A 22671-nucleotide genomic window follows, 5' to 3' on the forward strand; every position below is an offset into this window, starting at 1 on the left:
TAAAGATAAGTTATAACTGGCTTATAAACAAGAGCTAATGAATATATAATGAAACGCTATATATTATTGATAAAATACAGAGTTGAATTATCCTTGATTTATCCTTCGCTTATCCTTAACTTATCATTAACTTATCTAATTTGATAAAGCAAAGATAAGTCAAGGATAAGCGAAAGATATGTTGAAGATAAATTTGTATAGTATTTTATCTGTTATTTATCAATTTTTTAACTGTTATTATTATAATCTAATTATAAACCGTTTATAATCCTGCCAACTACCAAACGACAAAAGCACCCTCAGGGGGTGCTTTTGTCATAATTTTAAAGAAGGGTATTTGCCAGTTTAATTGTAAACGAACTCGCCTTTATCGCTCTTAATCGTCACTTGTTTGGTTGCAGAAGTTTCTACATGACCAATAATCTGAGCATCTATATTAAAGCTTTTAGAAATTTCAATAATCGCCTGGGCAATTTCCTGTGGAACATACAATTCCATTCTATGGCCCATATTGAATACTTTGTACATTTCTTTCCAGTCTGTTCCGGATTGTTCCTGTATCAGTTCAAATAAAGGCGGAACAGGGAAGAGGTTGTCTTTAACCACATGTACATCATCATTAATGAAATGAAGTACTTTAGTTTGGGCACCACCACTGCAATGTACAATACCATTGATCTGGCTGCGGTAGCTTTCCAGTATTTTTTTGATCACTGGTGCATAGGTACGTGTTGGCGATAAAACCAGTTTACCTGCAGTGATTTCAGTTTGATCGTCTATTTTAACCAGGTCTGTTAAACCTTTGCCACCTGAAAATACCAGGTCAAAAGGAACAGCCGGATCAAAGCTTTCAGGATAATTGGTGGCCACGTACTTGTTGAAAACGTCATGTCTGGCAGAAGTCAGTCCGTTGGAACCCATGCCACCATTGTATTCTTTTTCATAACTGGCCTGTCCTGAAGAAGAAAGACCCACAATCACATCACCCGCCTGGATTTTGTGGTTGCTGATCACTTCATCACGTTTTAAGCGGCAGGTTACGGTAGAATCCACGATAATGGTCCGAACCAGGTCACCTACATCAGCGGTTTCTCCGCCAGTAGAATAGATGGAAATTCCCTGTTCACGAAGCTCTGCAAGAATCTCTTCTGTACCATTGATAATGGCCGCAATCACTTCACCGGGAATCAGGTTTTTATTTCTGCCAATGGTAGAAGACAACAGAATATTTTCTGTAGCACCTACGCAGATCAGGTCGTCAATATTCATGATAATGGCATCCTGGGCAATTCCTTTCCAAACAGAAATATCGCCGGTTTCTTTCCAGTATACATAGGCCAGGGAAGATTTGGTGCCTGCACCATCTGCATGCATAATGTTGCACCATTCCTGGTCATTACCTAATATATCCGGGATGATTTTGCAGAAAGCTTGCGGGAAAATACCCTTGTCAATGTTTTTGATGGCCTGGTGCACATCTTCTTTAGAGGCAGAAACGCCACGTTGGTTGTACCTGTTATCACTCATGTTGCTGCAAAGATAGGGAAACGCGGCAATCTTGACACGATTTCCGGGCAAAAAAATAACCTCTGCTTTTTTAGGGCAGAGGTTATGAAATCAAAACAAAGTATTATTTTAAAAACAACAGTTCTCTGAATTTTGGTAAAGGCCAAACACTGTCATCAACAATCTGCTCCAGTTTATCTGTATGGTAGCGGATGGTGTCGAAATAGCTTTTCACTTTCTCGTCGTAAGCAATCGCTTTTTCGCGTGTATCTTCAATCGCATTAGTTACTTTACGTTCTTCCAGCATGGCATCGATATTGGTTTTCAGAACACCCAGGTGCTCAGAAACTTTATTGATGATGGCCAATGGAGCTTCTAAAGTTTCTTTCGCTAAACCAAGATCTTTTAAGCCTTTTGCATTTTCAAGCAAGGTATTTTGGTAAGCAATAGCTGCAGGAATGATCATGCTGTTGGTTACTTCGCCCATTACCCTGGCTTCGATCTGTAGTTTTTTGTAATAGCTTTCTAACAAGATCTCATGACGTGCATGCAATTCGCGCTCGTTGAAGATGTTGTTTTTGGTGAAAACTTCAGTCGATTTTTCGCTGATGTAAGCATCCAGAGCAACCGGAGTAGTTTTGATGTTGGCTAAACCACGTTTAGCTGCCTCATCTGCCCATTCCTGGCTGTAGCCATTTCCTTCAAAACGGATGTCTTTAGATTCTTTGATGTATTTTTTGATGATCGTTAACAAGGCAACGTCTTTTTTCTCGCCTTTTTTGATCAATTTATCTACTTCTACTTTGAATTTAGTCAACTGATCTGCCACGATGGTGTTTAATACAGTCATTGGTGCAGAAGAGTTTGCAGAAGAACCTACAGCTCTCAATTCAAATTTATTACCGGTGAAAGCAAATGGTGAAGTACGGTTACGGTCGGTGTTGTCTAACAAGATCTGAGGGATCTTAGGAATACCTAACCATAAAGAATCTTCATTTTTTACTTTTTTCAGAATGCTGCGTGAGCTTTCGATCTCGTCAAGTACATCAGCAAGCTGAGAACCTAAGAAGATGGAAATGATTGCTGGCGGCGCTTCGTTTGCACCTAAACGGTGATCGTTGCTTACAGAAGCAATACTTGCTCTTAACAGGTCTGCATGTTCGTGTACTGCTTTGATGGTATTTACAAAGAAAGTAAGGAACATCAGGTTGTTTTTAGGTGTTTTACCTGGAGACAACAAGTTTTTACCTGTATCAGTAATCAATGACCAGTTGTTGTGCTTACCTGAACCGTTGATACCTGCATATGGTTTTTCGTGTAACAAGACTTTGAAGTTGTGTCTTAAAGCCACTTTCTCCATTAAGTCCATTAACAATTGATTGTGGTCAATCGCTAAGTTGATTTCTTCATAGATTGGCGCACACTCAAATTGAGAAGGAGCCACCTCGTTGTGACGGGTTTTCAAAGGAATACCTAATTTTAAGGCTTCATTTTCAAAATCTACCATATAAGTAAATACACGCTCAGGGATAGATCCGAAATAGTGATCTTCCAGTTGCTGTCCTTTTGCAGACATGTGACCAAATAAAGTACGGCCGGTTAAAGCAAGGTCAGGACGTGCATTATATAAGGCAAGGTCTACCAGGAAATATTCCTGCTCGATACCTAAAGATGCATTTACTTTAGTGATGCTTTTATCAAAATACTGGCAAACATCTACTGCGGCTTTATCTAAAGCATTTAACGCTTTCAATAAAGGTGCTTTATAATCTAGAGCCTCACCAGTGTAAGAAACAAATACAGTTGGGATACAAAGGGTTTTACCAGCTTTGCTTTCCATAATGAAGGCAGGAGAAGAAGGATCCCATGCTGTATAACCGCGCGCTTCGAAAGTGTTGCGGATACCACCGTTGGGGAAACTTGACGCATCTGGCTCTTGTTGTACCAATGCACTTCCTGCAAATTTTTCAATCGCGCCATCTGCACTTGGCTCGAAGAACGAATCATGTTTTTCAGCAGTTGTACCAGTTAGGGGCTGAAACCAATGAGTATAGTGTGTTGCACCTTTAGACATTGCCCATGTTTTCATTGCTGTTGCAATGTGATTGGCTTCGTCCTGGTTAATTAACACGCCCTGATCAATAGCAGAAATTAATTTTTCATAAACTTCCTTTGATAAGAGATCTTTCATTTTTTTCTTATCAAATACATTAGAGCCAAAAAACTCCGAAATTTTGGTTGATGGCGACTTAACCTCGGGTGAAATTCTAGATTGTGCCTCTTTTAATGCAATTGTTCTTAAACTTTTCATTGATTTCTTTAAAATTTGAACCAAAAATATAATATTATCTCAATAATTCGTAAAAAATTGATAAAAAATATGTTGTTAATAACTTCCGAAGGTTAAGATTTTGTTAAATTTTCATTTTTAGTTGTCTTTTGAGTCCTGTTCTTTGGTTTTTGATGCATTTGAATGCCTTAAATTATGATAATATTAATATTTCGGCTTTTATGGAAAATGCAAGAAATAGACATCTTATTTTAAAATAACCTAAGAACTATGATAAATTCATCAAACCTGTACAAGAAAGAGTGGCTCAATCTTGTATTTAAGAACAGAAATCAGAATTATGGTGCTTATACGCTTCGTCAGCAATCCTCAAAGATCACTTTTCGGGCTTTATTGATCAGTTCTTCTGCTTTTATCCTTCTTTTTGCTGTACCTGCTGTGTTACGACATATGAAACCCGCAGAAATTGTAGTTCCGGACAAAATTATAGAGGTAAATACACTTGCACTTCCTGATCAGGTGAAGCCGGAAGAGAAAAAGAAGGAAATGCCAGCCGAACCGATGAAGGAAAAGATCAAAACAGTGAGTTTACCTTCCAGACCAGTAGTGGTGAGTGATCCGGTACTGAAAGATCCGCCAACACTTAAGGAAATAGAACATGCAGCTATAGGCCCGGTTACACAGGCCGGAGTGGAAACCAATATGGCTACTGTGCCGGAAGCAGGTACCGGAAACGGAGTGGGTACAGGCAAGGGCAGCGGTGAAGGTGAGGCTGTAGATAATACTATATATGAAAACGGAACGGGCGGTCTGGAAGCCTATCCTGAATTTGAAGGTGGAATGAAGGGCTGGGCTAAATTTCTTCAGCGCAACCTGAGGTATCCAAGTATGGCCTCAGAACAAGATATACAGGGAAAAGTATTTGTAAGTTTCGTAGTGGAAAAAGATGGTTCGGTTTCAGATGTGACACTGGTTAAAGGAATTGGAGGAGGCTGCGATGAAGAGGCTCTGCGAGTGATTAAAAAATCTCCAAGATGGAAACCTGGCCAGCAAAATGGAAGGAGTGTACGTGTAAGGTATAACATGCCGCTGTCATTTACCATCAATCAATAATTTAGGAGGAAAGCAGGCTAAACTCAAAAAAAATGAGACAGATAAAAATCGGCTGCATAATTGCCCTGAAGGGGGCAACCACGCTGAGGCCGATTTTTATCTGTCTCATTTTTTTTGCAAGACGCCTACTTGTATGGGGGTGATCCAGGGAAGGAGCAGACTGGTTTGGAGCAGGCTGGTTTGGAATGGATTAGGTTTGGAGAAAGAGCAGAGCTGGAAATAGGCTATCTGTTTTTCTGCACCCTCTCTCTGCAATTTGCTAAGAAAAAGGTATATGCTGGTGAGAGGCCTCAGAGATCTGCGGGCTTTTTCAGCCCGCCTGATATCGTTAGCCTCGAAGCAGCATATACCTTTTTCTATATAAATTTCACTTCCTCTTATTTGTTTTTAGTTATACACAGACCTAAATGAACCGCTTACAAACAGCAATGAATATGCTTATGATAGCTTCATAACCTTTAAAATTAATTATATACTTATGAAAATATAAATTGTAATTTTATCTTTTCATAACAACACAAATGAAGATTCCTGTTACGGAAGCATAGGCGAAGCAGTATGATTATAAAACGTTTTCTTTTTTTCACTGCGAGCCTGCTTTTAATTTTTAATCATCTACATGCGCAAGAAAAGCCGCAAAAGGATTCTATTGCCCAAACAGATGTGGGCGATTTGTATAAACTGTACTTTAAAAAGCACGCCGGGCCAGATACATCGCATAAAAAAAATGGAAGTCTGGTGCTCCTGCCAACCTTTGGTTATACACCCAGTATAGGATTTCAGCTCGGAGCAGACGTATTGGGAACCAGATATTTTGGAGATCCGACAACAACAACATTATCTGTTTTTGAAGCTTATACTGCAATATCAACCAAGAAAACGGCATTGCTGCAGCTCAAACATAATATTTATCTTCAGGATAACGACTGGAACCTCCAGGGAAGCTGGGAAGTAGGGAAAAACCAAGTATTAGACCATGGAATAGGAACAGGGCACGATGATCCCGGAATCTTTCCGATCAAATTTACCTATCTGCGGCTGAACGAAAACATTTACCGGGAAATATTTGACCACTTTTACGCAGGAGCAGGTTTAGCCTTCAACTTTTATGGTAATATCGATGATGAAAAGGAAAACCCAGGCGTATCCAAAACCTTTAATCACTTTTACAGCATCAAGAACGGTTTCTCGCCCGGACGATATTTTGCCAACGGTGTACTCGTGAACCTGCAATACAATACACGCGACCAGCCCTACAGACCTTACAAAGGAATATACGCAAATGTAATCTTCAGGGTAAACACCAAATTGCTCGGCAGTGAACAGGAAGCCACACAGCTAAAAACAGAGCTCAGGAAATATTGGAGCCTTTCGCATAAAAATCCGGAACATGTACTCGCTTACTGGATGTGGGGATCATATCTGATCAATGGCACTATTCCATATCTGGAATTACCAGGAACCGGCAGTGATGTAGACCAGCGCAGTGGCAGAGGCTATACGATGAGCCGTTTCAAAGGCCCGTCTTATTTCTATAACGAACTGGAATACCGGTTTCCAATCACTAAAGATAAACTCCTTAGCGGGGTTACTTTTATCAACGCACAAACCGCAAGCAACCAGCGCAAAACAAAACTCTTTCAATACTGGGAGCCAGGAGGAGGGGCAGGGTTGAGGATCTTGTTTAATAAACATACCCGTTCCAATCTCTGTATTGATTATGGCTTTGGAAGCTCAGGTTCCAGCGGTCTGTTTCTTGGCCTGAATGAAACATTTTAAATTGGCCTGACCTCAAAATTTAGAATTCAAACTGCAATTTTGCCCTTATCCCATATTTAGAAATACCCGGATGATCGAGGTAATTAAAGCGGCGAACCAGATCCAGGCGCATGACCCTGAAAATATTTCCTATACCCACACTGCCTTCCATATAAGGTAATTTACCCAGTACATACGTAGTTGGGATACCTGCGGCATTCAGGGGGAATTGAGGAAGATCAGGATGCAGGTCTGGATTGTTCTCTGCTCTCAAGCCACCATAAAGCCCCTTAAAAGTAAGGTATTCCCGTAGTTTGAGGTGTTTGATGAGTGGGATCCGGTTGACAAACAAACCGTTGAAATTATGGTCAATATTTAAACTCACATAATGGTCACTTACAAATTCCATGAAGTTCATCATATTGTACGCATAGGTCTGATAAGCATAAGATTGGTTAGCGCGATGGATGTCGAGCAATGCAAAAGGCACGTTTCCGAAAATATACCCACCCTCCAGGCGCACATCCGAACGGCCAAACTGCGACATATAAAAGCGCTTGTCTATATAACCCATTAAGTTCTTGTAATTGTATTCTCCGTCAAACAAGCCTTTTATACCCTGTGAATAATTCAGGTAGAAGACCGGATATTTTTCAATCAATCTTTCTCTGAAAACTTTACCCTGATAAAACCGCTCATGAGGTGCATAGCGCAATTGCAAGCTGAGCTCCGAGCTGGTGATCTGATCGATATGTACAGGAAGGTTGTTTTCGGCAGTAGTGAAAGTAAGTGATCCTGCAGGCCGTTGTGTCCATTTGGTAAAGCCCAGATTAAAGGAAAAATGATTGGCATATTCCTGCATGTACTCTGCTTTGTACAGATCGCTGTATAAAAACTGTGAAGTTTCTCCATGTTTAAAGGAGGCGAGAAAGTTGTCTTCGAACACAATGTTTTTAGACATATCACCAGGAACATTTACGTCGCGCTGGAAACTGGCGCGTACAAAGCTCTGTGGAAAGGTATAAATCGATTTGTTATTGAAGGCATAGGCACCACTTAAGAAATATTTCCATTTTTCATCTTTAACCCCATAAGCAGCATAAGTATCGAAATAAAAGCGGGTACTGAAATCTGTTGTGGTCCGGCCGCCGATGCGGGGTTTGAAACCTTCCAGGCTGTTAAAGGTATAAAAGGTATAGAAGGGACCTATTTCAACCGGGCCATATTGTTTATAGCCCACAAAGAAGAAAGCCGCAAGGTTCATCATTCTCTTGAAGGATTTCATTTTACCCAGGCTATCTATATTTCCGTAAATTTTCAGTTTTTCTGCGGAAATGGTATCCAGACGATTGCTGGCCCAGTAAGCTGCGGAGCGTTTTTCAGCATCAGGAACAACGTCCAGATCAAGACCACGGTATACACTGTCTGGCCGGATGATATTGGTTTTATAATCTTTAATCGTAACGGTCCGTTCTCCTTTAAATCCTTTGCCTCCATCTTTACCCAGTCCAAAATCCATCACCAGGTGGCTTTTGCTCATATGATATTTTCCGGTAGTATCTTTTTCAAAATCAAGCTTAACTTCTAAGGCCCTTACAAAATTGACGTTTACATTTTTTCCTGTTTTCAGGAAAGCGTCTTGTACGGCATATTTTCCGTCCATCGTAATATAGATCTGTCCTTCAAAGAGCAGGGCGTTCTGGTTTCTTGGAACGAATGAAAGCTCAATGAGGTTGGGTGTTTGATTTTTTACGGTATCGGTAATAAAGAATTTGTAAAAAAGAGGAGCACTTTCAGCAATTGGGCTCAGGAACTGGCTATTGGTAAAAACGATATTGTTTTTGTAGATGTCCACATCGGCATACATTCTTTCAAAATAATTGCCCAATGCATTGTTGTCTACCATGCTTTCGTCAAACTTGACATGTTTGTCGGCCAGCATAATGGTTTTGTTCTTTTTGGGGTCCTTGCGAAAGTAGTTTTGGGACAGGCGTTCGCGCAAATAAATAGGCATGATGTTCTTGCCTCCGATTTCAGTGGAGTCCTGTTTGTCGAACAGGAACTGATAATGCTTGAAGATCTTTTTGTTTTTGAACTGATCAGAAAGATTGCTCATGGAAAACTGCATCCAGTCGTATTGTTTGTATTCGACAGCATCCTGGCTTTCCAGACGGTTTATGGACTTATTTTCGATCACTTTACGGATCAGCTCGACAGCAGGATTGCCTTTATTGCGGTACGGTGCTTTTTTTGCTTTGCTGCTGATGGTGACTTCATGCAGGTTTTGCGATTCTTCCTGCAGCACAATATTAATGGTTTGTGTAGTGGAGGGGACGATATGAACGAATTTCGTTTTATAGCCCATGTAGAGGACCTGCAATTGGGTGTATGGAGCACTACCACTTATAGTGAATTTTCCATCGGCATCGGTTCTGACGGCTATTTTAGTGTCTTTAAATAATATCGTCACCGACGGCAGCGGGCTTTTGTCTTTGCTGTCGGTGACGGTTCCGGAAACTACAGTGCTCTGGGCAAAAGTTCGGGAACCTATACATAGAATCAGGACCAGGAAACTATAAAAAATATAAAAAGACTTTTTTGTATTGCTGTTCATAGGTAGGCTTGGGCGGGGCTAAGTCTTTTTTTTACAGTAATAATACAAATAATGTGCCCGGATACAAGTTAAAAAATGTTAAAGTGGAAAAAAACGCCATCCAACATTTTTTCTCCAGGAGGAAGAAGAGGTAAGGAGTTGGAAATGATTATATTTGTGCCTTACAAGAATGTGTACTATAATAAGGTAACGCTATGTATCGGAAATTGGTTGGTCTACTCGTTTTGATTTCATTTTTTGGACTGAAGTGCAGTAAAGTCTATGCTGCTGCAGGCCATGAAATGAACACATCTGTGGAGTCTTTCTGTTTTGAAGCAGGCTCTGATGGGGGAGTTACATTCGGTACTGGAGATCAGCAAGGCCCTTGTTCCGGTGATCAGGAGAAAGATTTGAAGTCATTTGAATTTATGGACGACGACTTCGTTCCTGCTGCCGACATAAAGGTGTTCTACACTGCGCTTTCCAGAAAGCTGCTGATTTGTTATCATATGACCTGCCCTGATCCATCGATCCCGCCATTCTATTCTCCTCCCGAATCATTTTCTTAAACAGATTTCTGAATAGGAATTAACAGACATCCGAAGAAGAGAAGCTGTTTAAACATCCAGGGCATTCTAAATAACTAAGGTAATATTCTATTGTATGGTCTCCTCTGGTTATTATTAATAATTACGTTCCCATAATCCATTATATACTATTTAAAATACATCATTATGAAATATCCATCTATAATTAAAGGAGCAATACTTTCACTTTTGCTAACGAGCACAGCAATCGCCGTAAAGGCACAAAAAATTGAAGAACAGGATCTGAAAATTAACATCAATAAAATTGCTGATCCGGCCGCACACCTGCAAAACCTGCAGCCCGTGGCTTTTCAGTACAATACAGCACAGTTTAAGCATCTTAAATTCCCTGCCGGAACACAATACGGGTTTTTGGCCAGTAATGTAAAAACTGAGTTCCCTGAATTGGTTTACGAGACCTCTCAGATCTATACCTCGGGTAAAAACAATACCAAAACAGCAAAGTATCAAAAAGTAGAAACAGAAAGTTTGATCCCGGTACTGGTTGCAGCAATCAAAGAGCAACAAGCGCAAATTGATCAGTTGAAAAAAGAAGTAGAGCAACTCAAAAGCAAGTAATCCTTATTATAAGCCATATAGTGTCAATCTCTATAACGCATATTATATATATAATACAATGTATATCTGGCCTGCCCGTAAATTAAAAAAAAACAGGTAGGCCAGTCTGTTCGTATACTGCTGTGCCAGTTGTGGAATATGCCCGGATGACCACCCTCATTCGGTCTCTTTGCCTATGCGTTATGCCAAAGTATAAAAAATGACAAGTTATGCGCCCAGCAAATCCGGGATTGCTCAGAGCGGACCTCAGGGGGCTTTGCCACAAGAGCGAAGCGAGGCAAAGACTCCAGTCCGCGAAGAGCATCCCGGATTTGTCTTCATTTTTTTTACCTTTGGCATAACTCATCAGAAAAGACGACAATGTTTAATAGAATTCATCATATAGCCATTATCTGCACCGATTATGAAAAGAGCAAAGACTTCTACGTCCGTATCCTCGGATTAACCGTAGTCCAGGAAGTCTACAGAGCCGAGCGTAAATCCTACAAACTCGACCTGGCCATAAACGACCACTACCAAATCGAACTGTTCTCTTTCGAGAACCCGCCAGAAAGACCTTCCCGGCCAGAAGCCGCAGGTTTAAGGCATCTGGCCTTTGAAGTAGATGATGTAGATACCACTGTAAACCTTTTGCAATTAATGGGTGTCGTAACCGAACCCGTACGCATCGACGAGTACACAGGCAAGCGTTTTACTTTCTTTAGCGATCCCGACGGCTTACCCCTGGAAATCTACGAACGTTAGTCCATGGGCAGTATTTTCCGGTTTAAGCAATTTGAAGTTGAACAACAAGATTGCGCAATGAAAATCAATACAGACGGAATTTTGCTGGGCACCTTATCCGGGCAAAATGCGCCCTCATCCATTCTTGATATCGGTACAGGTACAGGTGTGATCGCCATGATGCTGGCGCAGCGCTTTGATCAGGCTCATGTTGATGCCGTAGAAATTGACGAAGCAGCAGCAAAAAGGGCAGAATATAATTTCTCCAGATCTCCTTTTGCCAACCGTCTTTCTGTTTTTCATCAGGATATTGCTCTGTTTGAACCATCGGTACGCTATGATCTAATGGTTTCTAACCCACCATATTTTGTAAACGATCTCAAAAGCCAGGAAGCCAGAAAAGGAATTGCCCGGCATGCAGATGAAGCTTTTTTTGAACTGCTGATCAGAAAAGTAGCTACGCTCCTTACTGCTGAAGGGCTATTCTGGGTCATTCTACCTGTAAAACAAGCTGCCGATTTGATGTTGAATGCGGTTTTATACCGTTTGTTCCCTCACAAGATTATTCATCTGTATTCCGATGAAAACAAAGAAGAATTCAGGCAAATCGTTTGCTTTGGTTTCGGAGATCGGCCGGTACAGCATGAAAAATTCTATATTTATGCAGAGAGAGGCGTATATACCGATGCTTACAAACATTTGCTGAAAGACTTCTTTCTCGCTTTTTAGCTCTACAGGTTCGGGCAGGTGCCCTGAAGACGACTTCGGGGTATATAGTTTAAAATACTTTCAAATCATATATACATAATGAAAACAATAGGTCTTTTGTCTGATACGCATAGTTTTTTAGACGATGCGGTATTTAAATATTTCGATAAATGCGATGAAATATGGCACGCAGGAGATTTTGGTGTGGGCGTTGCGGAACCGCTTGCCGCGTTTAAACCGCTTAAAGGCGTTTATGGGAATATTGATGATCAGGAGATTCGTGCGGAGTTTCCCGAACACCTTCGTTTCAATTGTGAACAGGTAGATGTTTGGATGACCCATATTGGTGGTTATCCGGGGAGATATTCTCAGAACGTAAAACCAGATATCTACACTAAGCCTCCGATGCTCTTTATCACGGGTCATTCTCATATCCTGAAGGTGATGTACGATGAAAAAATCAAAAGTCTGCATATAAATCCCGGTGCAGCAGGAAAATCGGGCTGGCATAAAGTAAGAACTTTAATTCGATTTTGTATTTCAGAAGAAAAAATACATACCTTAGAGGCCATAGAATTAGGCAATAGATAACGTATTAATTACACTAAGTACATGTCGGGTATAAAAACATTAGGACAGTTCATTATTGAAAAACAGGCAGATTTTCCCTATGCAAAAGGAGAGCTTTCAAGGTTATTGAGAGATATAGGGATTGCCGCAAAAATTGTAAACCGGGAGGTGAACAAAGCAGGTCTGGTTGACATTCTGGGGGCAGCCGGCACCATTAACATCCAGGGGGAAGGGCAGCAGAAGCTGGATGTGTTTGCAAATGTGCAGTTCATTTCTGCTTTAACGAGTGGAGGAGAATGCTGTATTGTAGCAACAGAGGAAGAAGAAGAATTTGTGCCGATTGATTCGCCGGTGTCTAAGAATGCCAAATATATTGTATGTATCGATCCTTTGGACGGTTCTTCCAATATTGATTGTAATGTTGCTGTAGGGACTATTTTTTCTATTTACAGGAGGAAATCGGTTACAGGTATGGCAACTATTGATGATGTTCTTCAAAAAGGAACGCAACAAGTGGCGGCTGGCTATGTGATCTATGGTTCTTCTACCATGATGGTGTATACAACTGGTAAAGGAGTAAACGGATTTACACTGGATCCTTCCATCGGGGAGTTTTGCTTGTCGCATCCGAACATGAAGGTGCCTGCGGATGGAAAGATTTATTCCATTAATGAAGGAAATTATGTGCATTTCCCGGAAGGGGTGAAGAAATATTTGAAATATGCACAGGTGGAGGATGAATCTACAGGAAGGCCTTATACGTCAAGGTATATTGGGTCTATGGTAGGAGATATTCACCGGAACCTGATCAAAGGGGGGATTTATATGTATCCGACGACTTCAAGTTCTCCTAATGGAAAATTGAGGTTGTTGTATGAATGTAACCCGATGGCCTTTATCATTGAACAGGCGGGAGGGAAGGCTTCTGATGGTTTTAACCGGATCCTGGATATTCAGCCTACGGCTTTGCATCAAAGGGTGTCTATATTTATTGGTTCGGAGAAAATGGTAGATATGGCGGAACAATTGATGCTGGAGCATTCTCCGGAGACGCGGCGGGAAGTCAACAGTGCGGTGGCAGTAAAGGTATAGTTAAATAAGGTATGGAAATAAAAAAGCGGAACTTAGTTCCGCTTTTTTATTTTGTGACCTGCTATAAAAATGAGGGTTTGTTTCTTTCTGCCTCAAAGCCCACATCAGGAGGTAAGGTATTGCCTTTTCTGGATTCGGCTACTGCCAGTTGGTCACAGCGTTCGTTTTCAGGGTGGCTGTTGTGCCCCTTGATCCAGACAAATTTTACATGATGTTGTTTGTATATATTGAGGAAGCGCATCCAAAGGTCACTGTTCTTTTTGCCTTTGAAGCTTGTTTTTACCCATCCGAATACCCATTTCTTTTCTACTGAATCTACTACGTATTTGGAGTCTGAGTATACGGTTACTTGTTGTCCGGGGCTTTTGATGGTTTGCAAGCCTACAATGACAGCAAGAAGTTCCATTCTGTTGTTGGTGGTGAGGCGAAAACCGCCGCTGAGTTCTTTGTAATGAGCTCCGGAACGTAAAATTACGCCGTAACCTCCGGGACCTGGATTTCCGCTTGCTGCTCCGTCTGTGTAAATGTCTATCATAAATCTATCCCTGTCTCTGTTTTCTTTTCTGGTATATGGCGAAATTAAACAATATGATTTGCTTCTGAAAGCTAAAACGGGCCGGCCGATGCTTATCGGCTGAGTTGTAATGATGTCTTTGGTGTGTAATTTGAATTTTGCCTGTTTTTCCGGCGTTTAATAAGCGATCTGCCGAAGTGTCAAGTGCAGGTGGTACTTTCATTAAAATCTGCCTTGAATCGTCTTTCAGGCCTTAGAATCGATTGAAATATATCTTTAAAATAAGTGAAAAATGTGGTAACAATGTGTTTATTTTGGCCTCTATATGGAGCCTGATAAATGGTTTATCAGGCTAAAAAACAAAAAATAAATAGGCTTATGGAAGCGCTCATTTTTAAGTTCTGGTGGATTTTAGTGGCACTGTTATGTGCAGTTTTATACAAATATATTTTGCGGTTTTTATTTGGGATGGTGATTGTTCCTGAAGACAAAATTGGGTTAATTACTAAAAAGTTTGTGCTCTTTGGGGCGGATAAGGAATTGCCGGATGGAAGGATTATTGCCATTAAGGGGGAAGCTGGTTTTCAAGGGAAGACTCTGGCGCCAGGACTCTATTTTGGAATGTGGTTTTGGCAGTACAGTGTAACGATGGAGCAGTTTACCATTATTCCTGAGGGTAAAATCGGGTTGATTATGGCCAAGGATGGTTCAGAAATACCAACGGGTAATATCCTGGGCAAAAGAGTGGATTCGGATAATTTCCAGGATGCAGTCAAGTTTTTGGAAAATGGTGGGCAGCGTGGCCGGCAGGCATCTTATATTACGTCGGGTTCTTACCGTATTAATACGATGTTGTTCCAGATTTCGATTACCGATATGATCCGTATCCAGGAAAGCATGGTGGGGATTGTAACTACGCTTGACGGATTGCCGATTGAAGCGAACCAGATTGCAGGTAAACTGATTGAGGGGCATAATAATTTTCAGGATTTTGATGTGTTTATTAAACAGGGAGGTAACAGGGGGCTGCAGCCGCAAGTGATTCTGGCAGGTTCTTATAATTTAAACCCCTGGGCTATTCAATTGGAAGAGATCCCGATGACGGAAATTGCTATTGGTTATGTTGGTGTGGTGATTTCCTTTGTTGGACAGGATGGTAATGATTTAACCGGGGCTGATTTTAAACATGGTAATATTGTGGGTAAAGGTTCTAAAGGCGTTTGGCTGGAGCCGCTTGGTCCGGGTAAATATCCGATCAACAAGTATATTATGAAGGTGGAACTGGTGCCGACAACCAATTTGGTTTTGAACTGGGCATCGGCGCGCAGTGAAGCGCATAATCTGGATAAAAATTTATCTACGATCACTGTTCGTTCAAAAGATGGTTTCCCTTTTAATTTAGATGTGGCGCAAATTATTCATGTTCCAACAACAGAGGCGCCGAAGGTGATTGCCCGTTTTGGTAATATGGTGAACCTGGTTTCACAGGTACTGGAGCCAACGATTGGTAACTATTTCCGTAACTCGGCGCAGGACAGTGATGTGATTGCTTTCCTGAGTACACGTAAGGAACGTCAGGAATCGGCTAAAGAGCACATCCGAAAAGTGCTGGATGAGTATAATGTGAATGCGGTTGATACGTTGATCGGGGATATTGTTCCGCCGGAATCCTTAATGAAGACCTTGACTGATCGTAAAATAGCGGAAGAGCAAAAGGTGACGTATAATACGCAGAAGCAGGCGCAGGAAACACGTCAGGGGATGGAAAAAGAAACGGCGATTGCGGATATGCAAAAGGATATTGTTAAAGCGCAGCAAAGTGTAGAGATTGCAGAACGGACGGCAAGTGCTACAGTGAAAAAGTCGGAAGGTGACGCGGCAGGTGTAAAACTGGCGGTTGGTGCAGAAGCAGAAGCGACTAAAATGAGGGCACATGCGGAGGCTGAAGCGACTAAAGCAAGGGCACAGGCAGATTCTGAGGCGATTAAACTGAGGGCTTCAGCAGAGGCTGAGCAGATTTCTTTAACAGGTAGTGCTGAGGCGGGTAAAATTCTGGCTGTGGGTAAGTCTACTGCCGAGGCTTATGAGCTTGCAGTGAAGGCGTTGGGTGGTGAAAACTTTACGCGATATAAAATTACAGAAGAGCTGTCTAAAGGAAATGTTAAATTAATTCCTGATGTGCTGATTGGTGGAAACGGGAATAATGGGGGGTCGGCAATGGATGGTTTGCTGGGTTTGAGACTGATGGAGTTGATGGATCCGGAGAAACGTAAGGATTTGCTTACGGTAACGGAGGTTGTGGAAATAAAACCTAAAAAGGATTAGTGCTGTTTTTTATTGTAGTTGAAAATGAAAAGCCCCGATTTTTTCGGGGCTTTTTTTAGAATATTGATGATTTTTCATAGAATTGTACAATTCCAAGATTTATTTTGCCAAACAACTCAATGTGCTTTCATTCTAATTAAGACTCTTACACCACACTTTATGTTTAAAAACCCTTTTTCTTTTGACGGCAGGATACGTAGGCTCGAATATGGGCTGAGCTATTTGTTAGACCTGTATAATAGTAGATTGTCCACTGTTGAAATTCTGAGATAGCAAATTAAACAAAAAATAGAATAATTATCCCTTGTAATGTATCAAAAAAACCATTCTATCACCAGCAGACATTTTGGTTTAAATTTTAATAATACGTATCTTTATGATATGACTACAATGACCATACAAGTTCCTGATGCCCTTGAGAAAGAGCATGAGGAAACGATACGCCTTATTGCAGCCAAGCTCTATGAAGCAGGTAAGCTTACCTTAAGACAAGCTGCTGAAATGTGCCAGATGAAGAAGTGGGATTTTGCTGAAATCCTGATAAAGTACGATGTTCATTATTTGGATCAAAGTGTGGTCGAAGATCTTGAAATGTTCAGGCATGCCCATACAGAATAAAATTGTCATTACCGATGCCAGCTGTTTCATTACGCTGGACAAAATAGGTGGTATGCACTTGATTCAATCCTTATACAAACAAGTAATAACAACTCCTGAGATAGCTGCTGAATTTGGCAAAAGGTTACCTGATTGGGTTGCTGTTATTGCTGTGCAGAATCGTGATTTATTATATGATTATGCTGAAACTGTAGATATCGGTGAGGCCAGTGCTATGGCGCTTGCATCAGAAATCCATGCTGACCTACTCATTATAGATGATGCAGGCGGCAGGAGATTTGCAAAAAAACTTGAACTTAACATTATAGGAACCGTTGGTGTGATACTTAATGCAAAGCTTAACGGCATCATTCCTTCAGTTAAACCATACATTATCAAAATACAACAAACTAATTTTCGGATTTCTGAGTGGTTGACTACCCAGATTATCAAAGATGCTGGGGAATAATGGATCTTCTATTAAATTGATCATATAAAGATAGTTTGATTTTTTACACATGACAACTTAATCATGCAAAGACTTTATACATGATGTTTTAAAGATACCGATCGAATTGTCGTTTGTATGCGGAAGAAGGGACTTGAACCGTTCAGAAACAAAAAAAGCAGTCTTTTCAGACTGCTTTTCAAAAACTTGGGGTGGAATATGGGGCTCGAACCCACGACCCTCGGTACCACAAACCGATGCTCTAACCAACTGAGCTAAAACCACCATGTTTTTTTCAGTGTGACAAAAGTACGAACATTTACTGATTATTCAAATTTTTCGAAGAATAAATGGCGTTTTTTTACTAATTAATTCTGATTCAGGGAGATTAATTTTTTCGTCCGAAATTCCGTAACGAAAAGAATTATGAAAAATTATAAAAAAAGAATGTTTAAACTTTCTTTATTCAAGAAAAGATAATTACATTTGGGCTTACCCTTTCGAGGGTATGTTTTTCATAGGTAGATGTAGGGTCGGATATTAATTTATTCGACCCTTTTTTATTTTTAAGCTCGTATCTTTATCGGGTCCATGAAAAAGAAAAAAATCATTGTTGCAATTACTGGGGCCAGCGGTTCCATCTATGCCAGGCTTTTATTAGAGAATCTTAAACTTTTATCCGATCAGGTAGAGAAGGTGGGGGTGGTCATGTCTGACAATGCAAAAGAGGTTTGGCGTTTTGAGCTGGGAAATGAAGATTATGACCATTATCCTTTTGATTTCTATTCGAAAATGGATTTTAATGCCCCTTTTGCTTCCGGATCTGCAAAATATGATACGATGATCATTGTTCCTTGCTCTATGGGTACGTTGGGACGGATCGCGCAAGGAATTTCTAATGATTTGATTACCCGTGCGGCAGACGTGGTTTTAAAGGAACGAAGAAAACTCATCGCTGTGGTGCGGGACACGCCTTTCAGTCTGATCCATATTAATAACATGAAAACGGTTACTGAAGCAGGTGGGATCATCTGTCCGGCCAATCCTTCTTATTATAGTATACCTCAGACAATGGAAGAGGTTGCACAGACGGTGGTGAGCCGCGTGGTGGATCTGGCTGGCCTGGAGCAGGACAGTTACCGCTGGAACGATTGATTTTTATATAAAGTTTACAATCCTCCAAAGCTTTGGTTCTGTATAAGTCATTCGAAACCCGTATCTTTGCAGGCTTTGAAAGCCTGGTCTTTTAATGGCCAATAATAATAACTAATGAAGAAAGTTGCATTTTATACTTTAGGCTGCAAGTTGAATTTTTCTGAAACTTCAACAATCGGGCGTTTATTTACCGATGCCGGTTATGCTGTCGTAGATTTTACTGCGGGCGCAGATGTTTATGTGATCAATACCTGTTCGGTAACCGATCATGCAGATAAGAAGTGCCGGAAGGTGGTAAAGGAAGCCTTAAAGTATTCTCCAAATGCATACATAACTATAGTAGGCTGTTATGCACAGTTGAAACCTACAGAGATTGCGGAGATCGAGGGGGTGGATATGGTATTGGGCGCAGCAGAGAAATTCAGGATTGTAGAGTTTATTTCCGACCTGACCAAAGCACCAAAAGCGGTTGTTCATCAGCAAAGCATAGAAAAAGTTAATCATAATTTTATAGCAGCCTATTCCATTGGCGACCGGACCCGTACTTTTTTGAAGGTTCAGGATGGTTGTGATTATCCTTGCACGTATTGTACAATTCCTCTGGCCAGAGGAGGCAGCAGGAGTGATACCATCGAAAATGTGGTGAACCGGGCGCAGCAGATTGCGGCAAGCGGGGTGAAAGAGATTGTACTTACTGGTGTTAACCTGGGCGATTTTGGGATCAGGAACGGGCAGCGGGAAGATAAATTCTTTGACCTGGTGAAAGCCCTGGATGAGGTGGAAGGTATTGAAAGGATCCGGATTTCTTCTATTGAGCCTAACCTTTTAAGTGACGAGATCATTCGTTTTGTAGGGGGGTCAAAGCGGTTTGTTCCGCATTTTCATATTCCCTTGCAGTCAGGTTCCAATAAAATATTGGGTTTGATGCGCAGGCGTTATCAGCGGGAATTGTATACGGAACGGGTGGCTACCATTAAAGCACTGATCCCGAACTGCTGTATCGGCGTGGATGTGATTGTTGGTTTTCCAGGAGAAACCCATGAAGATTTTTTAGATACTTACCAGTTTTTGAATGAACTGGATATTTCTTATCTGCATGTGTTTACCTATTCTGAGCGGGAACAGACAGCGGCTGCAGAAATGAAGGGCCGTGTTGCCGGAAGTACGCGCGCAGACCGCAACAAAATGTTACACATCCTGTCGGAAAAGAAAAGAAGGGCTTTCTATGAATCCCAGCTTGGAACTGTAGGAGAAGTGCTTTTTGAAGATGATCAGAAAAGCGGTTTTATGCATGGCTTTACCAAAAACTATGTAAAGGTAAGGGCAAAGTATGATCCGGTAATGGTTAATGAAATCAAATCTGTTAATCTGGTGGCTATAACAGCCGAGGGCGAGGTAGAAGTTACAGAAACCGAACAAGTTTTAGCGCATTAATCCTATATTCGCATAAAACTTTTTTTATACGTATGTTTCCTACTGTATCGCATTTTATAGAATACCTTTTTGGTATTCAGGTTCCTTTGCCTTTTAATACTTTTGGTGTTTTTGTTGCCCTGGCTTTTGTAGCCGGATATTGGGCTTTTACAAAGGAATTGCAGCGAAAAGAGGCTTTAGGGATTTTACACGCAAGAATTAAAGATGTAGTGATTGGTAAACCTGCAACAACACAGGAGCTGATCTACAACGGAATATTCGGTTTCCTGATTGGTTACAAACTGGTGTACGCCTTATTAAATTACCATCTTTTTGTAAGTGATGCCCAAACGGTGCTCCTGTCGACAAAAGGAAATATCCTGGGTGGTTTGTTTTTTGCTGGTCTGTTTGCCTATTGGGATCACCAGGAAAAAGGTAAACATAAACTGCCTCAGCCTAAAACGATACAGGTAACAGAGCATCCTTACCAGTTGATGGGCCATATGATTGTATGGGCAGCCATATGGGGTTTTTTGGGCGCCAAGATTTTTGATAACCTGGAGCACTGGGATACTTTTATCCAGGACCCTATTGGTGGTTTGCTGTCTTTTAGTGGTTTAACCTTTTATGGCGGATTGATCTGCGGTGGTGCTGCAGTTATTTATATTGCCAATAAGAATGGCATTAAACCTTTGCATATGCTGGATGTAGGCGGGCCCGGTATGATGCTGGCTTACAGTGTTGGCCGGATTGGTTGTCATATGTCTGGTGACGGGGACTGGGGAATTGTAAATACGCATCCTAAGCCTTTTGGTTGGCTTCCGGACTGGCTTTGGGCTTATACTTATCCAAACAATGTGGCTATGGAAGGTGTTCCTATACCGGGCTGTACAGGGAAATTCTGTAATGTATTGCCTTTGCCGGTGTATCCTACGCCTATATATGAGGTCATTGTCTGTTTTATTCTGTTCCTGATCCTTTGGAAACTTCGGGACCGGATTAAATTCCCGGGAATGATGTTTGGTATTTACATGATGATGAACGGGGTAGAGCGTTTCTTTGTAGAACTGATCCGGGTAAATTCGAAATATCATGTGGCCGGAATTTCTTTTACACAGGCGGAACTGATTTCGTCCCTGTTGTTTATTGGTGGTTTGGCGCTGGTGATCTTTTCGATTAAAAATAAAGAGAAAGACGCAGCCCTTTAAATAGAAAGCGATTGAATTACGAATTGTTATGTACCAAGGTGATCGCGATAGCGCGTTTGACTGGTAATTTTATACGAAAAGAGTCTATGAACTTTGATGCGAAGAGCGTTGAGTTTAAAGGATTGAACGATATGGTTTCTTATGTAGACAAGACTGCTGAACAGCAACTGGTGTACAATTTGTCTAAACTGTTGCCAGGAGCTGGTTTTACAACAGAAGAAGAAACGGTAAACAGTAAAGGGGAGGTGTTCAACTGGATCATTGATCCTCTGGATGGGACAACGAACTTTATCCATGGTATTCCTGCTTATTCGATCAGTATTGCTTTGTATGAGGAGGATCAGCCCGTAATTGGGGTGGTTTATGAGATCAACCGTGGGGAAATGTTTTACAGCTATAAAGGTGGTGAAGCTTATTTGAACAATAAAGTGATCCGGGTTTCTTCCAGGCCTTCGTTGTCTGAATGTTTGCTGGCAACAGGCTTTCCTTATTATCAGTTTGATAAGCAGCCGCAATATATGGCCTTGCTTTCTGATATGATGCAGAAATGTCACGGTTTAAGAAGGATTGGTTCTGCAGCGGTTGACCTGGCTTATGTGGCCTGTGGAAGATTTGATGCTTTTTTTGAATACAATCTGAATGCTTATGATGTAGCCGGAGGCGCCTATCTGGTGCAACAGGCTGGTGGTCGTGTTATGAATTTTGGCGGTGGCGATGAGTTTATAGAAAAAAGGGAGATCCTGGCGACCAATGGCTTGATTGATGCGGAGCTTTTAGAAGCGATGAGTAATCATTTTAATGCTTAAAGATATATAATGGCATAAAAAAGGCCGGTTTCTCTTGCAGAGAACCGGCCTTTTTTATGTTTTATTCTATGGATTACAGTGCTTCTGAAACGACTTCTTTCACTTCTGGTACCATTCTTTGCAAGAGGTTCTGTATGCCTGATTTTAAAGTAATGGTAGAAGAAGGGCATCCGCTGCATGAACCTCTGAGTTCTACGGTAACGACGCCTTCATCAAATGATTTATACGTGATGGCACCACCATCCTGTTCTACAGCAGGGCGTACATAATCGTGCAGGATTTGCTGGATCTTAATTTCCAGGTCTGTGCCTTCAAAATTAACCGCTTCTGTAGTTTCTTCTTTAATTTTATACTCCGATTCTACAGCGCCTTTTACAAATTCTTTAAGGATGGGTTCAATATCAGCCCAGTCTGCATCTTCAGCTTTAGTGATGGTTACAAAGTTGCTGGCGAAGAATACACCATTAACGAAATTGAACTTGAACAATTCTTTTGCAAATGGGGAATGTTCAGCACTCTCTTTTGTTGCGAAATCTTCACTGCCATTGATCAATAATTTATTGACCATGAATTTCATTGTAGCAGGATTTGGAGTTTGCTCTGTATATACGTTGATAGTCATTGTCTTTTTTTTCTACAAAAATAATTAATTAGTGATGCAATTTCAGTTTATGATGTCTGTTTTA

20 protein-coding genes and 1 tRNA gene are annotated in these 22671 nt (G+C 41.0%); 15 read left to right on the plus strand and 6 right to left on the minus strand.

The features are described from left to right. Positions 1-345: 345 nt before the first annotated feature. Positions 346-1527 (minus strand): AIR synthase related protein, encoded by a 1182-nt coding sequence (locus R2S08_RS21565; protein WP_316837085.1) that lies wholly within the window; start codon positions 1525-1527, stop codon positions 346-348. A 103-nt stretch (positions 1528-1630) separates the two neighbouring features. After that, on the minus strand, positions 1631-3817 hold the full coding sequence (locus R2S08_RS21570; RefSeq protein WP_316837086.1) for a glutamine synthetase III: 2187 nt from the start codon (positions 3815-3817) through the stop codon (positions 1631-1633). 249 nt (positions 3818-4066) lie between these two features. On the opposite strand from R2S08_RS21570, the gene R2S08_RS21575 reads away from it, so the two are divergent. Beyond that, complete coding sequence (locus tag R2S08_RS21575; protein WP_316837087.1) at positions 4067-4909, plus strand: TonB family protein; 843 nt, start codon at positions 4067-4069, stop codon at positions 4907-4909. A 558-nt stretch (positions 4910-5467) separates the two neighbouring features. Continuing rightward, positions 5468-6688, plus strand: coding sequence for a BamA/TamA family outer membrane protein (locus tag R2S08_RS21580; RefSeq protein ID WP_316837088.1), 1221 nt, complete (start codon positions 5468-5470; stop codon positions 6686-6688). A gap of 19 nt (positions 6689-6707) precedes the next feature. Here the strand turns inward: R2S08_RS21580 and R2S08_RS21585 are convergent, their stop codons facing one another. Then, positions 6708-9281 (minus strand): DUF5686 and carboxypeptidase-like regulatory domain-containing protein, encoded by a 2574-nt coding sequence (locus tag R2S08_RS21585; protein ID WP_316837089.1) that lies wholly within the window; start codon positions 9279-9281, stop codon positions 6708-6710. A gap of 194 nt (positions 9282-9475) precedes the next feature. On the opposite strand from R2S08_RS21585, the gene R2S08_RS21590 reads away from it, so the two are divergent. The 6 genes from R2S08_RS21590 to fbp all read left to right on the plus strand — a co-directional run bounded on the left by R2S08_RS21590 (position 9476) and on the right by fbp (position 13519). After that, entirely contained in the window at positions 9476-9829 is a 354-nt protein-coding gene (locus R2S08_RS21590; protein WP_316837090.1) for a hypothetical protein, read from the plus strand. Between the two features lie 165 nt (positions 9830-9994). Next, complete coding sequence (locus R2S08_RS21595) at positions 9995-10426, plus strand: tail fiber domain-containing protein (RefSeq protein WP_316837091.1); 432 nt, start codon at positions 9995-9997, stop codon at positions 10424-10426. Positions 10427-10786: 360 nt separating this feature from the next. Then, the gene (locus tag R2S08_RS21600; protein ID WP_316837092.1) at positions 10787-11170 is read left to right on the plus strand and encodes a VOC family protein; all 384 of its coding nucleotides are present in this window, start codon (positions 10787-10789) and stop codon (positions 11168-11170) included. A 57-nt stretch (positions 11171-11227) separates the two neighbouring features. Next, entirely contained in the window at positions 11228-11878 is a 651-nt protein-coding gene (locus tag R2S08_RS21605) for a tRNA1(Val) (adenine(37)-N6)-methyltransferase (RefSeq protein ID WP_316837093.1), read from the plus strand. A 78-nt stretch (positions 11879-11956) separates the two neighbouring features. Continuing rightward, on the plus strand, positions 11957-12448 hold the full coding sequence (locus R2S08_RS21610) for a metallophosphoesterase family protein (protein WP_108553726.1): 492 nt from the start codon (positions 11957-11959) through the stop codon (positions 12446-12448). Between the two features lie 21 nt (positions 12449-12469). After that, positions 12470-13519, plus strand: a complete 1050-nt coding sequence (fbp, locus tag R2S08_RS21615; RefSeq protein ID WP_316837094.1) for a class 1 fructose-bisphosphatase — start codon at positions 12470-12472, stop codon at positions 13517-13519. Positions 13520-13580: 61 nt separating this feature from the next. On the opposite strand, the gene rnhA is transcribed toward fbp, so the two are convergent. Next, a complete protein-coding gene (gene rnhA / locus R2S08_RS21620) occupies positions 13581-14054 on the minus strand; it encodes a ribonuclease HI (protein WP_133780378.1) in 474 nt (157 codons plus the stop codon). A 357-nt stretch (positions 14055-14411) separates the two neighbouring features. Between rnhA and R2S08_RS21625 the strand changes: the two genes are divergently transcribed. The 3 genes from R2S08_RS21625 (at position 14412) to R2S08_RS21635 (ending at position 17424) form a co-directional block, all read left to right on the plus strand. Then, the gene (locus tag R2S08_RS21625) at positions 14412-16358 is read left to right on the plus strand and encodes an SPFH domain-containing protein (RefSeq protein ID WP_316837095.1); all 1947 of its coding nucleotides are present in this window, start codon (positions 14412-14414) and stop codon (positions 16356-16358) included. 309 nt (positions 16359-16667) lie between these two features. After that, complete coding sequence (locus tag R2S08_RS21630) at positions 16668-16976, plus strand: UPF0175 family protein (protein ID WP_316837096.1); 309 nt, start codon at positions 16668-16670, stop codon at positions 16974-16976. Beyond that, complete coding sequence (locus R2S08_RS21635; RefSeq protein ID WP_316837097.1) at positions 16960-17424, plus strand: DUF3368 domain-containing protein; 465 nt, start codon at positions 16960-16962, stop codon at positions 17422-17424. Before R2S08_RS21630 ends, R2S08_RS21635 begins: the two co-directional genes overlap by 17 nt. Before the next feature lie 187 nt (positions 17425-17611). Here the strand turns inward: R2S08_RS21635 and R2S08_RS21640 are convergent. Then, a tRNA-His gene (locus R2S08_RS21640) sits at positions 17612-17688 on the minus strand. Positions 17689-17994: 306 nt separating this feature from the next. On the opposite strand from R2S08_RS21640, the gene R2S08_RS21645 reads away from it, so the two are divergent. The 4 genes from R2S08_RS21645 to R2S08_RS21660 all read left to right on the plus strand — a co-directional run bounded on the left by R2S08_RS21645 (position 17995) and on the right by R2S08_RS21660 (position 21985). Continuing rightward, on the plus strand, positions 17995-18558 hold the full coding sequence (locus R2S08_RS21645; protein ID WP_316837098.1) for a UbiX family flavin prenyltransferase: 564 nt from the start codon (positions 17995-17997) through the stop codon (positions 18556-18558). Between the two features lie 114 nt (positions 18559-18672). Then, a complete protein-coding gene (gene mtaB / locus R2S08_RS21650) occupies positions 18673-19992 on the plus strand; it encodes a tRNA (N(6)-L-threonylcarbamoyladenosine(37)-C(2))-methylthiotransferase MtaB (protein ID WP_316837099.1) in 1320 nt (439 codons plus the stop codon). Between the two features lie 32 nt (positions 19993-20024). Further along, on the plus strand, positions 20025-21179 hold the full coding sequence (locus R2S08_RS21655; RefSeq protein ID WP_316837100.1) for a prolipoprotein diacylglyceryl transferase: 1155 nt from the start codon (positions 20025-20027) through the stop codon (positions 21177-21179). Positions 21180-21190: 11 nt separating this feature from the next. Then, the gene (locus tag R2S08_RS21660; RefSeq protein WP_316837101.1) at positions 21191-21985 is read left to right on the plus strand and encodes an inositol monophosphatase family protein; all 795 of its coding nucleotides are present in this window, start codon (positions 21191-21193) and stop codon (positions 21983-21985) included. 73 nt (positions 21986-22058) lie between these two features. Here the strand turns inward: R2S08_RS21660 and R2S08_RS21665 are convergent, their stop codons facing one another. After that, entirely contained in the window at positions 22059-22607 is a 549-nt protein-coding gene (locus tag R2S08_RS21665) for a NifU family protein (protein ID WP_133780369.1), read from the minus strand. Between the last annotated feature and the right edge of the window lie 64 nt (positions 22608-22671).

The organism is Pedobacter nutrimenti (genome assembly GCF_032678445.1).
GTDB classification, from domain to species: Bacteria; Bacteroidota; Bacteroidia; order Sphingobacteriales; family Sphingobacteriaceae; genus Pedobacter; species Pedobacter nutrimenti_A.